The 14,432-nt window shown below is 48.9% G+C and carries 15 protein-coding genes and 1 riboswitch; all 15 genes read left to right on the top strand.

Translation table 11 applies throughout. The features are described from left to right. The first annotated feature begins 51 nt into the window (after window positions 1-51). Window positions 52-157: riboswitch (SAM riboswitch) on the top strand. Window positions 158-237: 80 nt separating this feature from the next. The 15 genes from KNQ07_RS08955 (at window position 238) to KNQ07_RS08885 (ending at window position 14,388) form a co-directional block, all read left to right on the top strand. Continuing rightward, the gene (locus tag KNQ07_RS08955; RefSeq protein ID WP_214766171.1) at window positions 238-1,260 is read left to right on the top strand and encodes a methionine ABC transporter ATP-binding protein; all 1,023 of its coding nucleotides are present in this window, start codon (window positions 238-240) and stop codon (window positions 1,258-1,260) included. Continuing rightward, entirely contained in the window at window positions 1,257-1,922 is a 666-nt protein-coding gene (locus tag KNQ07_RS08950) for a methionine ABC transporter permease (RefSeq protein ID WP_012371207.1), read from the top strand. The genes KNQ07_RS08955 and KNQ07_RS08950 overlap by 4 nt, the downstream gene beginning before the upstream one ends. A gap of 34 nt (window positions 1,923-1,956) precedes the next feature. Further along, window positions 1,957-2,790, top strand: a complete 834-nt coding sequence (locus KNQ07_RS08945) for a MetQ/NlpA family ABC transporter substrate-binding protein (RefSeq protein WP_214766169.1) — start codon at window positions 1,957-1,959, stop codon at window positions 2,788-2,790. A 72-nt stretch (window positions 2,791-2,862) separates the two neighbouring features. After that, window positions 2,863-4,089 (top strand): MDR family MFS transporter, encoded by a 1,227-nt coding sequence (locus KNQ07_RS08940; protein WP_214766167.1) that lies wholly within the window; start codon window positions 2,863-2,865, stop codon window positions 4,087-4,089. A gap of 156 nt (window positions 4,090-4,245) precedes the next feature. Next, window positions 4,246-5,031, top strand: a complete 786-nt coding sequence (gene sufC / locus KNQ07_RS08935) for a Fe-S cluster assembly ATPase SufC (protein ID WP_012371204.1) — start codon at window positions 4,246-4,248, stop codon at window positions 5,029-5,031. Window positions 5,032-5,049: 18 nt separating this feature from the next. Next, on the top strand, window positions 5,050-6,327 hold the full coding sequence (gene sufD / locus KNQ07_RS08930; protein WP_214766165.1) for a Fe-S cluster assembly protein SufD: 1,278 nt from the start codon (window positions 5,050-5,052) through the stop codon (window positions 6,325-6,327). Window position 6,328: 1 nt separating this feature from the next. Further along, on the top strand, window positions 6,329-7,552 hold the full coding sequence (locus tag KNQ07_RS08925; RefSeq protein ID WP_214766163.1) for a cysteine desulfurase: 1,224 nt from the start codon (window positions 6,329-6,331) through the stop codon (window positions 7,550-7,552). Further along, entirely contained in the window at window positions 7,542-7,976 is a 435-nt protein-coding gene (gene sufU / locus KNQ07_RS08920; RefSeq protein WP_012371201.1) for a Fe-S cluster assembly sulfur transfer protein SufU, read from the top strand. Before KNQ07_RS08925 ends, sufU begins: the two co-directional genes overlap by 11 nt. A gap of 32 nt (window positions 7,977-8,008) precedes the next feature. Then, entirely contained in the window at window positions 8,009-9,406 is a 1,398-nt protein-coding gene (gene sufB, locus KNQ07_RS08915) for a Fe-S cluster assembly protein SufB (protein ID WP_012371200.1), read from the top strand. An 85-nt stretch (window positions 9,407-9,491) separates the two neighbouring features. Then, window positions 9,492-10,058 carry a dihydrofolate reductase family protein gene (locus KNQ07_RS08910; protein ID WP_214766161.1) on the top strand — a complete coding sequence of 189 codons (567 nt, stop codon included), beginning with the start codon at window positions 9,492-9,494 and terminating at the stop codon, window positions 10,056-10,058. Window positions 10,059-10,240: 182 nt separating this feature from the next. Continuing rightward, complete coding sequence (locus KNQ07_RS08905) at window positions 10,241-11,086, top strand: DUF72 domain-containing protein (protein WP_012371199.1); 846 nt, start codon at window positions 10,241-10,243, stop codon at window positions 11,084-11,086. A gap of 20 nt (window positions 11,087-11,106) precedes the next feature. Then, complete coding sequence (locus KNQ07_RS16315; protein ID WP_214766159.1) at window positions 11,107-12,402, top strand: bifunctional metallophosphatase/5'-nucleotidase; 1,296 nt, start codon at window positions 11,107-11,109, stop codon at window positions 12,400-12,402. Beyond that, window positions 12,377-13,366: a lipoyl synthase gene (lipA, locus tag KNQ07_RS08895; RefSeq protein WP_353048628.1), complete on the top strand. Its 990-nt coding sequence runs from the start codon at window positions 12,377-12,379 to the stop codon at window positions 13,364-13,366. Before KNQ07_RS16315 ends, lipA begins: the two co-directional genes overlap by 26 nt. 104 nt (window positions 13,367-13,470) lie before the next feature. Continuing rightward, on the top strand, window positions 13,471-13,851 hold the full coding sequence (locus KNQ07_RS08890; protein WP_214766157.1) for a YutD family protein: 381 nt from the start codon (window positions 13,471-13,473) through the stop codon (window positions 13,849-13,851). 84 nt (window positions 13,852-13,935) lie between these two features. Beyond that, on the top strand, window positions 13,936-14,388 hold the full coding sequence (locus KNQ07_RS08885) for a general stress protein (protein WP_214766155.1): 453 nt from the start codon (window positions 13,936-13,938) through the stop codon (window positions 14,386-14,388). Window positions 14,389-14,432 lie beyond the last annotated feature (44 nt).

The raw sequence follows: 14,432 nt of genomic DNA, 5'->3' as shown, positions 1-14,432 counted from the left end.
ATAACCCCTGCTAATATTCAGATTATATTAAAAATAACTAAATACCGATAACTCTTATCGAGAGTGGTGGAGGGACTGGCCCGATGAAACCCGGCAACCGCGGAATTTATTCCGAAGTGGTGCTAATTCCAGCAGACGATTGTCTGCAAGATGAGAGCAAATGGTTTTGTGTACTGAAAAAGTGCGCGCGTTTGCTCTAAAACGTGCGCACTTTTTTTATGTTTAGGAGGGACCGTATTGATTCGCTTACAGGATGTAGGAAAGATTTATCGCTCGAAGCGCGGATCGGTTGAAGCCGTCGTCAATGTCGACTTGTCAATCGAGCGCGGTGAAATTTTTGGAATAATCGGTTATTCAGGGGCAGGGAAATCAACACTGATTCGTTTGCTGAACATGCTTGAGGCACCGACGAGCGGCTCGATTCAAATCGACGGTGTCGAAATGACGGCGCTCAAACCAAAAGAATTACGGGGCGTCCGTAAAAACGTCTCAATGGTGTTCCAACACTTTAATCTGCTTTGGTCACGGACAGTCGAAGAAAACATCATGTTCCCGCTTGAGCTCGGCGGTTATCCGAAAGCCCGTCGTAAAGAACGGGTTGCCGAACTGATTCAGCTCGTCGGACTCGACGGACGTGAAGGCGCTTATCCGTCGCAACTGTCAGGTGGACAAAAACAACGGGTCGGGATTGCCCGGGCACTGGCATCCAATCCGGACGTCTTACTCTGTGACGAAGCGACAAGTGCGCTGGATCCAAAAACGACCGACTCGATCCTCGAGTTGTTGGTCGACATCAACAAAAAATTAAAACTGACCATCGTCTTGATCACACACGAGATGCATGTCATTCAGAAAATCTGTCACCGGGTCGCCGTCATGGAAGCCGGGAAAATCGTCGAACAGGGACCGGTCGCAGAAGTGTTCCGTCACCCGAAACAGGCGATGACAAAAGAATTCGTCAAACAATTGACGTCACCATCTGAAAACGAATTGACGTTTGCGAAATTACGCGAGCGCTATCCGACCGGAAAAATCGTCCAGCTGACGTTCGTCGGTTCGACGGCGGAAAGTCCGATCCTGGCCGAAGTCATGAAAGACTCGAACTTATTATTCAATATCATCGGCGGAAACGTCGGACAGATGCAGGACGGGGCACTCGGAACGCTGTTCATTCAGTTGCTCGGTTCGGAAGAGGAAGCACAAGTGGTCATCGCCAAACTTCAAGCGAGTGACGTTGAAGTGGAGGTGGATCACCGATGAGTACATTTTTTGCAGATGTAGATTGGGATATGGTCTGGGAAGCAACAGGCAGTACGATCTATATGACGGCCGTTGCGGGACTTGCAACGTTTGTCCTTGGACTGGCAATCGGTCTGTTGTTATATGCGACGAACGAAGAATTATTGTTTAAAAACCGGACACTGTATTCCGTGCTCAGCTTTTTAGTCAATATCTTCCGTTCGATCCCGTTTATCATTCTATTGATCCTGTTGATCCCGATCACGAAAATCATCGTTGGATCATTCTTAGGACCAACGGCTGCGCTACCTGCGTTAATTCTAGGTGCAGCACCGTTTTACGGCCGGATGGTCGAACTGGCGCTTCGTGAAGTCGATAAGGGTGTCATTGAGGCGGCTGAATCGATGGGAGCAACGAAGTTTCAAATCATCTATAAAGTCCTGATTCCGGAAGCCTTGCCGGCAATCGTCTCAGGAATCACCGTTACGCTTGTCGCACTCGTCGGTTACACGGCAATGGCCGGGTTAGCCGGTGGTGGTGGACTAGGGGACATGGCCTTCATCGAAGGATTCCAGCGTTCACAAAATAACATCACGGTCATCGCGACACTGTTGATTCTTGTCATCGTCTTCATCATTCAAATTATCGGTGACCTGCTCGTCAAAGCCATCGATAAACGGTAACACCTATCTTATTTAACCTTGGGAGGAATCATTCATGAAACTTTGGAAAAAATTCGTCGGCACAGCAGCCGTATCGGTCTTAGCAGTCAGTCTTGCAGCATGTGGAGAAGAATCTTCATCAGGCGGTGGCGATTCAAAAACACTCGTCATCGGAGCGTCAAACGTTCCCCACGCTGAAATTCTCGAGCACGTCCAAAAAGAATATGAAGCAAAAGGCTATAAACTCGAAATCAAAAAGTTCCAGGATTACGTCCTGCCGAACAAAGCACTCGCTGAAAAAGAAATCGATGCGAACTATTTCCAACACGTGCCGTACCTGGAGCAACAGGAAAAAGAAAACAAAGACTATAAATTCGCGAGTGCCGGCGGCGTTCACGTCGAACCGCTTGGTGTTTACTCTAAAAAATACAAGTCTTTGGATGAATTGCCAAAAGGTGCAACGATCTTAACGAGCTCAAACGTCGCTGAACGCGGACGTGTCTTGACGTTCCTTCAAAACGAAGGACTGATCAAGTTGAAAGACGGTAAAACAACCGATGCACAGCTCAAAGACATCGCGGAAAACCCGAAAAACATCAAGTTCAAAACAAACATCGAAGCGTCACTCTTACCGCAAGCTTACAAAAACAACGAAGGCGACGCGGTCCTCATCAACACGAACTATGCGATTGACAACGGGTTGAACCCGTTGAAAGATACGATTGCACTGGAAGATGAGTCTTCACCGTACGTCAACATCATCGTCACGCGTGACGGCGATGAAAAAGACAAACGCGTCACAACATTGCTCGATATTCTCCACGAGAAAAAGAACCAGGACTGGATCACAAAAGAATACAAAGGTGCGGTCGTACCGGTCAGTAAATAATCTGCTCGATGAATGCATTCTTCCTATATAATGGAAGAATGCATTATTTTTTTGTGCGAAAGGGGGATTTCCATGCAACGTTTGAAACAGCTTCATCCACTGACAGTCGGCGTGTTACTCGGGACGTTTTTCGCCCGGCTCGGAACCTTCATCACGATGCCATTTTTTGCGATTTACTTATCGGTCGTCCTGAAATTCAGTCCGGTTGATGTCGGCTGGATCCTCAGTATCTCGGCCATCGCCAGTCTGGTCATGAGTTTCGTCGGCGGGACATTATCCGACCGCTACGGCCGCCGGACGATGATGCTCAGCGGAACGTTTGGTTTTGTGCTTGTCTTTATCGGACTGGCCCAGGTCGAGACCTTTTGGGCATTCTTCATCCTGAGTGCCTTAAACGGTATTTTCCGGTCCATCTTCGAACCGTCCGCCCGGGCGTTGATCAGTGATACGACCGATGAAAAGAACCGGCTGTTCGTCTTTAACATCCGTTACACCTGCATCAATATTGCAGCTGCGATCGGACCGGGGATCGCCTTGTTGCTCAGTGCCGGCAATACGGCGGTTACCTTCTATATTACGGCGTTCGTTTACTTCGGCTACGGCGTCGCGATTTTCATCCTGTTCCGGCGTCATCCGATCACGGAAAGTCACGGCGGGAAAAAGGTGTCGTTCGGGGCAACGGTCCGTCTGCTGAAGACCGACGTCGCCTTTACGTTCGCACTCGCCGGAATCATCTTCGGTGTCTTCGGATACAGTCAGTTCAACTCGACGTTGCCGCAGTTTTTAACGACGACGACCTTATTGTCCGGGGGAACGAGTCTGTTTGCCTTGTTGATTACGATTAACGCGATCACCGTGCTCGTCGTTCAGTACCCGATCATGAAGTTCGGTGTCAAGACATCACCGCTCGTCTCGATCACGGTCGGTATTGCGACCGTTGCCGTCGGATTATTCGTCATGGGAACGGCCGGTACGGTCTGGCTGATGATCGGCGCGATGTTCATCTTCACATGCGGGGAAGTGATGATGTTTACGATGACGGACATTTTAACGGACAGCTTTGCGACACCGGAATTACGGGGAAGTTACTTCGGGGCGATGGGCTTGACATCGATTGGTCAATCGGTCGGACCGGTCATCGGCGGACAATTGTTACTTTATTTTGGACCGGAACGTCCGCTGCCGATTTTCGGTATTTTAGCCCTCTTGACAGTTCTCGGAATACCACTGCTCTTACTGTCACAGCGGGTTCATCGTCAAACGAAACCGGAAGAAGAGAAGGAAGTCGTCTCACTTTAAAGTCATTCTCACTAAAAGGCTCGGTTTTGAGAAAAAACCATGAGCGATGACGCTTGAATAATGTGGTATGATTCATTAAGATTAGAATGATACTAAATTAGTAACTCTCGTGAACTGAATCGTCAGACACGAAATGAATAGATGGAGGGATTCTACATGAAGGCTTCACACTTAAAGATTGAAGATTTACACGTTGCAATCGACGGCAAAGAAATCTTGAAAGGCGTCAACTTAGAAATCAAAGGCGGCGAAATCCACGCGGTCATGGGACCAAACGGGACTGGTAAATCAACACTCGCATCTGCATTGATGGGTCACCCGACGTATGAAGTGACATCAGGATCAGTCACACTCGACGGCGAAGACGTCCTCGAAATGGAAGTCAACGAACGTGCGCAAGCAGGTATGTTCCTTGCAATGCAATACCCAAGCGAAATCAGTGGTGTGACGAACTCAGACTTCCTGCGTTCAGCAATCAACTCACGCCGCGAAGAAGGCGATGAAATCTCACTCATGAAATTCATCCGTCAACTCGACGCGCAAATGGGTCTTCTCGAAATGCCGGGCGAAATGGCACACCGTTACCTCAACGAAGGTTTCTCGGGCGGAGAGAAGAAACGGAATGAAATTCTCCAAATGACGATGCTGAAACCAGCGATCGCCATCCTTGACGAAATCGATTCAGGTCTTGATATCGATGCGCTTAAAGTTGTCGCAAAAGGTGTGAACGAAATGCGTTCACCTGAATTCGGCTGCTTGATCATCACGCACTATCAACGTCTCTTGAACTATATCGAGCCTGATTTCATCCACATCATGATGGGCGGAAAAATCGTCATGTCTGGTGGTAAAGAACTTGCTCACCGTCTCGAAGCAGAAGGTTATGACTGGGTTAAAAAAGAACTCGGCATCGAAGAAGTCGAAATCGAAACAAAAGCGTAAGACGAGGGAGGAAGCATGATGACTGTAGAACTGAATCTTGCCGTAAATCGCGAGGCAGTGGCAGAACGTGCGACTCGCTTAGGGGAACCGGCTTGGATGATTACCAAGCGTCAAGATGCACTTGATCTTGCCCCGACGCTCGCATTGCCAAAAGTAGAAAAAATTAAAATCGGTGGCTGGAACTTCACAGAAGGTACAGCAGATCTCGAAACGGTAACTGGTTTGACACCGGATATCGAATCGTTGATCGGTGAAAACCGTGACCATATGCTGATCACGCGTAACGGACAACTCGTCCACGCGCAAAACAGCGAAGCGACGAACGGCGTCATCTTCACGACGCTTGAAGACGCAATGAAGCACCATCCGGAGCTCGTCGAGAAATACTTCATGACAGAAGGCGTCAATGTCAACGAAGATCGTCTCGCAGCACTCAACGCAGCACTCATGAACGGCGGTACATTCCTGTATGTACCAAAAGGCTTGAAGTTGACTGTTCCGATGCAGGCCATCTATACGCTGGAACAAACAGGCGGTGCGTTGTACCACCATGCGATCATCATCGCAGATGTCGACAGTGAACTGACGTATATCGAAAACTTCGTCTCTTACGGCGAAGAAGCCCATAACGTCAACGTCGTGACAGAAGTCTTCGTCGAAGACAATGCGAAAGTTCTTTTCGGAGGCGTCGATACGCTTGCGAAAGGTGCTGTGACGTATATGAACCGTCGCGGTGTCGTCAAACAAGGCGCGAAGCTCGAATGGGCACTCGGTCACATGAATGACGGACACACGATCACGGAAACGAAAACACACCTCGTCGGTAATGATTCGTTCTCGGACACGAAAGCCGTAACGGTTGGTCGTGGCGAGCAAAAACAAAACTTCAACGTCCGGACAGACCATTTTGGTAAAGGTTCGGAAGGTTTCATCTTGATTCACGGTGTTCAGAAAGATTCAGCGACATCGATCTTTAACGGAACATCAATGATTCACCATGGCGCTTCAAAATCAAACGGTGTCCAAACGGAACGTGTCCTCATGTTGTCTGAAAAGGCACGGGGAGACGCAAACCCGATCCTCTTGATTGACGAAGATGATGTCATGGCAGGACACGCGGCATCTGTCGGTCGTGTCGATGAACTTCAACTCTACTACTTGATGAGCCGTGGTCTTTCACGCAAAGAAGCAGAACGCCTCGTCGTTCACGGTTTCTTACAACCGGTTGTTTCGGAACTCGCGATTGACTCTGTCAAAGAACGCCTCGTCCAAGTGATCGAAGGGAAAGTAAACTAATATGGGAATCGATGCATCCATCCGCAATCAGTTTCCGATTCTTGACCAACAGGTTAATGACCGGAAACTCGTCTATTTAGATAGTGCGGCTTCGTCACAAAAGCCGCTCGTCGTCATTGAGGCGATTGAGAACTACTACAAGACGGTTCATTCGAATGTGCACCGTGGCGTCCATACGCTCGGAACACGAGCGACGGATGCGTACGAAGGTGCGCGTGAGAACGTACGTCGTTTCATCAAGGCGCAACACCATGAAGAGATTATCTTTACCCGCGGGACGACGACAGCGATCAATATCGTCGCCTCAAGTTACGGAATGGAGCATGTGGAAGAAGGGGACGAGATTGTCGTCACGTACCTGGAACACCATGCGAATCTCATTCCGTGGCAACAGGTCGCGAAAAAGAAAAAAGCGAAACTGAAATATGTGGATTTGACGGCAGACGGTCGTGTAACGATCGAAGCGGTCAAAGAACAGATTTCGGATCGGACGAAGATTGTGGCAATGGCCCACGTTTCGAACGTCCTTGGAACGATCAACCCGATTAAAGAAGTCACGCAACTCGCCCATGCTGCCGGTGCCGTCATGGTGGTCGATGCAGCGCAAAGCGCACCGCATCAGCAGATTGATGTTACGGATCTCGATTGTGATTTCCTCGCGTTTTCCGCTCACAAAATGTGCGGACCGACCGGCATCGGTGTCCTGTACGGTAAAAAAGCATTGCTCAATGCGATGGAGCCGGTTGAATTCGGCGGTGAGATGATTGATTACGTCGGGCTGGAAGAGTCGACGTTCAAACCTTCTCCGTACCGGTTCGAAGCAGGAACACCGATTATTGCAGGCGCAGTCGGCTTATCGGCAGCGATTGATTTCTTGGAACAAGTCGGACTCGGTAACATCGAAGCCCACGAACGTGAGCTCGCTCAGTATGCGATGGCACAAATGCGTGACATCGAAGGACTGACGATTTACGGTCCGGAAGAACGTGTTGGTCTCGTCACCTTTAATCTCGGTGATGTCCACGCGCATGATGTCGCGACGGTTCTCGATATGCAAGGAATCGCAGTCCGTGCCGGTCACCATTGCGCGCAACCGCTGATGCGCTGGCTTGGAGCCAGTTCTACGGCACGAGCCAGCTTCTACCTGTATAATACAAAGGAAGAAGTAGACGCATTAGTGACAGGACTTCGCCAAACGAAGGAGTATTTCAGTCATGGATTTTAACAATCTCGATCACTTGTACCGTCAAGTGATCATGGACCACTATAAAACGCCCCGCAATCGTGGTGCGATTGACGGTGGTGTGACAATCGATATGAACAATCCGACATGTGGCGACACAATCCGTCTGCAGCTCGCAATCGAAGACGATATCGTCAAAGATGCGAAGTTCGACGGTGAAGGATGTTCGATCAGTATGGCGTCTGCGTCGATGATGACACAGGCCGTCAAAGGAAAAACAGTCGAAGAAGCATTACAACTCGCCAACGTCTTTTCCGAGATGGTTCAAGGAAAAGACTACGACGATGAGAAATTTGATCTCGGGGATGCCGAAGCACTGTCTGGTGTGACAAAATTCCCGGCACGAATCAAGTGTGCGACACTTGCCTGGAAGGCGCTCGAACGCGGCGTCGAAGAAGGGAAGTAACTTCGGTCAGTAAGTAAGAGGAGGAAACGAACATGGCTAAGAACATGCCTGAAATTGGCGATTATAAATATGGTTTCCACGATCGCGATATCTCGATCTTCCGTTCAGGACGCGGCTTGACGACAGAAGTTGTCGAGACGATTTCGAAAATGAAGGAAGAACCGCAATGGATGCTTGATTTCCGTCTGAAATCACTTAAGATTTTCAACGAACAATCGATGCCAGCATGGGGCGGCGATCTATCAGATCTTCGTTTTGATGACATCACGTACTACGTTAAGCCGTCAGAACGTGCTGAAAAATCTTGGGATGAAGTACCGGAAGAAATCAAACGTACGTTTGATAAACTCGGAATCCCGGAAGCTGAGCAAAAATACCTTGCAGGTGTTTCGGCACAGTACGAATCAGAAGTCGTTTATCACAACATGAAGAGCGAGCTGGAAGATCAAGGGATCGTCTTCAAAGATACAGATACAGCACTGAAAGAAAACGAAGATTTATTCCGTGAGTACTTCGGTAAATTGATCCCGCCGACAGACAACAAATTCGCTGCCCTCAATACAGCGGTTTGGTCAGGTGGATCGTTCATCTATGTACCAAAAGGCGTCAAGATGGATACGCCGCTTCAAGCCTACTTCCGGATCAACTCGGAAAACATGGGTCAATTCGAGCGGACGTTGATCATCGTTGACGAAGAAGCATCGGTTCACTACGTCGAAGGATGTACAGCACCGGTCTACACAACGAACTCGCTTCACTCGGCGGTCGTTGAGATCTTCATCAACAAAAATGCGTATTGCCGTTACACGACAATCCAAAACTGGGCAAACAACGTCTACAACCTCGTTACGAAACGTGCAATCTGTGAAGCCGGCGCAACGATGGAATGGGTCGATGGTAACATCGGTTCGAAATTGACGATGAAATACCCTGCCGTCATCCTTAAAGGGGAAGGCTCACGCGGTATGACATTATCAATCGCCATCGCTGGTAAAGGACAACACCAGGACGCAGGCGCGAAAATGATTCACCTCGCACCAAACACGTCGTCCACGATCGTCTCGAAATCGATTTCGAAACACGGTGGGAAAGTCACGTACCGTGGGATTGTCCACTTTGGCCGTAAAGCAACCGGCGCACGTTCGAATATCGAATGTGACACGTTGATTATGGACAACCAGTCGACATCAGATACGATTCCGTACAACGAAATTCTCAACGACAACATTTCGCTTGAACACGAAGCGAAAGTATCGAAGGTCTCGGAAGAGCAATTGTTCTACCTGATGAGCCGCGGGATTTCACAAGAAGAAGCAACTGAAATGATCGTCATGGGCTTCATCGAGCCGTTCACAAAAGAATTGCCGATGGAATATGCGGTCGAAATGAACCGTCTCATCAAGTTTGAGATGGAAGGTTCAATCGGATAATGTTTCTGCTCTCTCATCTCTGGATGAGAGAGTTTTTTTATGACCGGATGAAACGGGTAAAGGATTGAAAAAGGAGGGAGTCATCATGCGTGATATCGTCTATTCCTTTCAAGTCTCGCTCGACGGCTACATCGAGGATGCGTCGGGCAGCATCGCCTTTGCGTCACCGGATGCGGAACTGCATCAGTACTTCAATGATTATGAAAAAGCATTTGATACCCATGTGTACGGCCGTCGTCTGTATGAGATGATGCACTACTGGGAAACAGCCGATCAGGAAGATGAACCGATCATCATCGAGTATGCGAAAACATGGCAGGCCCTTGAAAAAGTCGTCTTCTCGCAAACGTTGACGGCCGTCGAGGGCAATGCCCGTCTTGCGACCCGGCCGCTTGCCGAGGAACTCGCGGCATTAAAGCAGGCACCGGGTAAACAGATTGCGATCGGCGGGGCGACCCTTACCGCGGAAGCCATCCGTTTGGATTTGGTGGACTGTTATCATGTCGTCATCTATCCCGTCTTACTCGGTGGAGGGAAACGAATGTTTCCGCTGTTTGAGCAACCGTTGTCCTTACAGCTTGTAGATCAACAGACCTTTGCTTCCGGTTGCATCGCTTTGACGTATAAACGGATGCGAACCGACTTCTTATAACCCTCAGTGGAATCATGAAACAAGCAATTTTTCCTCCTTATTTTTCAAGGAGTAGGAAGGAATTGCTTGTTTTTTATATGAAAAACACACGTGTTTTCCGAGAAGAGTCTTGAAGAAGAAATTCCCGATTCCGCTATGCTATGATGAACAATAAGCAGAGAAAACGGAACGGAGGGAGCAGGATGATTTATGTCGGCGTGACCGGTTGGGGCGATCATGACAGCCTCTACCCGACACCACAGGATCGGAAAGAGAAGCTCGCCGCTTATGCGGGACACTTTCCGGCAGTCGAAGTCGATTCAACGTATTATGCGATTCAGCCGGAACGCAACTATCAGAAGTGGGTTTCGGAAACACCGGATGATTTCCGGTTCATCGTCAAGGTCCACCGGGCGATGAGCGGTCATGACCGGGAAAACAAGGATCCACTTGGTCCGATCTTTGAACAGTATCTCGCCTCGATCGAGCCGATGCGGCAAAGCGGCAAGATTGCCGCGATTCTCGTCCAACTGCCACCGTGGTTTGACGTCAGCAAAGTACATCTTGAATATCTTCAGACGATTCGGAAGTCGCTTGCCGGCCTCCCCGTCGCAATCGAATTTCGGAATCCGTCCTGGTATTCGGACGCCTATCAGGAACGAACGCTCCGGTTCTTGGCCGAGCATCAGTTCATTCATACGATTTGTGACGAGCCGCAGACGGAAGACGGATCGGTGCCCTTCGTCCCGGTCGTCACACAGGAGACGGCATTTGTACGTCTGCACGGCCGGAACGTCGCCGGATGGCTGAAAAAGCCTGGACAAAGCAGCGAGGACTGGCGGAAAGTCCGGTGTCTATACCGCTATTCAGAAGAAGAATTACAAGAGTTGGCCCTACATATCCGTTCACTTGCCGAACAGGCCAAAGACGTGTATGTTTTCTTTAATAACAACTCGGCAGGGGATGCCGTACCGAATGCGAAACGTCTCATCGAGATTTTAGGTCTCGATTATGAATCGCTCGCGCCACGGCAAATTTCACTGTTTTAATACCTGGAGGAGGCTTAAGCGTGAAGTTACACGTCATTCATTATAACGATCTGCATTCACACTTTGATATGTGGCCTCGCTATATGTCGTTTATGAAAGAACACCGGACATATGACTCCCTCGTCTTTGACTTGGGAGATCATGCCGACCGGGTTGCTCCGGCAACGGAAGCGACGCAAGGAAAAATTAACACCCATCTCTTAAACGAATTATCGCCGACGGCTGTCACGATCGGAAACAACGAGGGCATTACGTTTCCACATGACTGGCTGGCGGAACTATACAGCGATGCGACGTTCCCGGTGCTTGTCTCGAACTTGTCGGCCCCATTCGCCAAAGCCGGTATGATTCAGGAATTACCGACGGGGAAAGTCGGTATTTTTGGACTGACGGCGCCGTATTATGAATTATATGATTTACTCGGCTGGTCGATTGAAAATCCGTTCGAAGCAGCGGCCCGCGAAATCGAAGCATTGCGGGATCAGGTTGATGTGCTGATCTGTCTGAGTCATCTTGGTTTTTATCAGGATGAAGACTTGGCGGAACGGTTCCCAGAACTGGACTTGATCATCGGATCGCATACGCATCATGTTCTCGATGACGGCGTCGTCCGGAACGGTGTACTGATTGCCCAGGCAGGAAAACACGGACAGTATGCAGGTGAGATTTATCTGAATACGGATACGGGCGAAAAAGAAGCGGTTCTCCATCCGCTCGAGTCTTATTCGGCGGACGAAGCGACAGCCGTTCTGCTTGATAAAGAGCAATATCTGGCGGAACGTCAGATGAAACAACCGATTGGCCGGACATCAGGTCTAGCGAATGACTGGTTTAATCCATCGCCGTTCACGCAGCTGCTCGCTGATACGATGCGCGATTGGTGTCAGGCGGACCTCGCCTGTGTGCCGGCCGGCATGCTCCTCGGTTCATTGTCCCCGGGACCGGTCTCATCTTACGATTTACACCGGCTTTGTCCGCATCCGATCAATCCGTGTAAGGTGACGATGACCGGAAAAGAATTAAAACAATTCATCGCCGAAGTCGATACGAACCGCTTTGAACAGTTAAAAGTCCGCGGACTCGGCTTCCGGGGAAAGCTGATGGGCAAGATGCATTATGCCGGAAACCGGCAACATCTGGACGATGCGAAACATTACACCGTGGTCCTTCCGGATATGTTTACATTTGGTCCTTTATTTCCGGAAATCAAAGAAATGCCGAAAGAATATTTCATGCCGGAATTGTTACGGGATCTGCTCTTTGATCGCCTATCGGAGAAGTCAGAATTTGGTGAATTACCCATCCGCAAACACTGAATATTTGTTATACTGTAACAGAAATCAGGTCAGTTTTTTTACGGATAAAGGGGGAAACCGATTCATGGGACGCAGAGAGATACAACGTAAACCAGAATGGCTGAAGATCAAGCTGAACACGAATGAGACTTACACAGAACTCAAAAGTATGATGCGTGAAAAAAAGCTTCACACGGTATGTGAGGAAGCAAAATGTCCGAACATTCACGAGTGTTGGGCGGTTCGCCGGACGGCGACATTCATGATTCTTGGAAGCATTTGTACACGGGCCTGCCGTTTTTGTGCCGTGACGACAGGACGTCCAAATGAACTTGACTTAGAAGAACCGAAACGCGTAGCGGAATCCGTTCGTCTGATGAATCTGAAGCATGCCGTCATTACAGCGGTTGCACGTGATGATTTAAATGATTTCGGGGCAGGGGTATATGCGGAGACGGTACGGGAAGTCCGTCGCATGAACCCGGAAACATCGATTGAAGTTTTACCGTCCGACATGGGTGGGAACTTCGAGGCGTTGCAGACGCTGATTGAAGCCAAACCGGACATCATGAACCATAACATCGAGACGGTTCGCCGTCTGACACCAACTGTCCGGGCGAAAGCGACATACGACCGAACACTCGAATTCCTGCGCCGTTCAAAAGAACTGGCTCCTGAAATTCCGACGAAATCAAGTCTGATGTTGGGTCTTGGGGAGACATGGGAAGAAATCCTGCAAACGATGGACGATCTTCGTGCCAATGACGTCGATATCATGACGATCGGTCAATACCTGCAACCAACGAAAAAACATTTGGATGTCATCAAGTACTACACACCACAAGAGTTTGCCGAACTCAAGCAGATTGCGCTCGGAAAAGGCTTTTCACATTGTGAAGCCGGTCCGCTTGTCCGTTCGTCGTATCATGCCGACGAACAGGTCAACGCTGCGAAAAAAAATAAAGCCGCTTTACCGATTGATTGATACCGACAGACCGTCCACGCCACGTGCGAGGACGGTTTTCTGCTGTCTGACGATTCGTTTTCAAGTATGATTATGGTAAGATAAAGGAAGCAGGGGGTGGAAAAATGATACAAGTCAATCGTGAAAGATATGAAATCGTGGAAGAAAAAAGAGAAGGATTCAACGAAGAAGCATTCATCGGACGTTTCAGTGATGTTCTCGAGAAATATGATTATATCGTCGGAGACTGGGGGCACGGACAGTTGCGGCTCCGCGGTTTTTATGAGGACAATCACGAAAAAGCAACCTTCGATACAAAAATCTCCCACGTGGCGGATTATTTGTACGAGTATTGCAATTTCGGCTGTGCCTATTTTATCGTCAAACGGATGGAATTCGTAGAAGGAGAAGAAGCACCACCTCGCTTCGACGGATCTTCGGCGAATACGTTAAAACTGAAACGGAAGTTTTCGGCAGCGAAAGAAGAGATGAAAGAAGAACAGTAATCAAAATGACATCTGAAAAGACGTTTCTGATTGGGTGATTTCGGCTAATAGTATAGTATCACGCACCTATAGGGGGAACTATCCATGAGAATCGTCGGGATTTACAAGTCTGTACCAGAAGTTGTCAGTGCTGTTCATGATTTACGTGTCGCAGGTGTTGTATCAACAGATTTGAAAGTCGTTGCCCATGATCGATATGATCTGGAACAGATCGAGGAATTGGCCGATTTGAACAATCATCAAACATCAACACGTCTGTCGCAGGAAGAACATATGAATCTGTGGCAGGAGATCAAAGGAATCTTTAAAAAAGACAGCAACGGACCTTCTTCACACAGCGATGTCCTCGAAGCGAGTGGATTAACGAAAGATGATGTCAACCGTGCCAATAAAGCAGCGGAAGAGGGACAATTCGTCTTACTCGTCGGCGATGAAGCGGATCAACATTCGGAACGTAAAGCCCATGATGAATCCGACAATACGAATGTCTTCAGCGGTCCCAACACACTCAACGAGCGTAACGACCGGTTACTGTAACAGTAAAACAGCCAACTCCCTTCGGGAATTGGCTGTTTTTTCTG

It is taken from the genome of Exiguobacterium sp. s145, assembly GCF_018618835.1.
In the GTDB taxonomy this organism is placed as follows: Bacteria; Bacillota; Bacilli; order Exiguobacteriales; family Exiguobacteriaceae; genus Exiguobacterium_A; species Exiguobacterium_A artemiae.
This window is presented reverse-complemented; position numbering and strand designations above follow the sequence as displayed.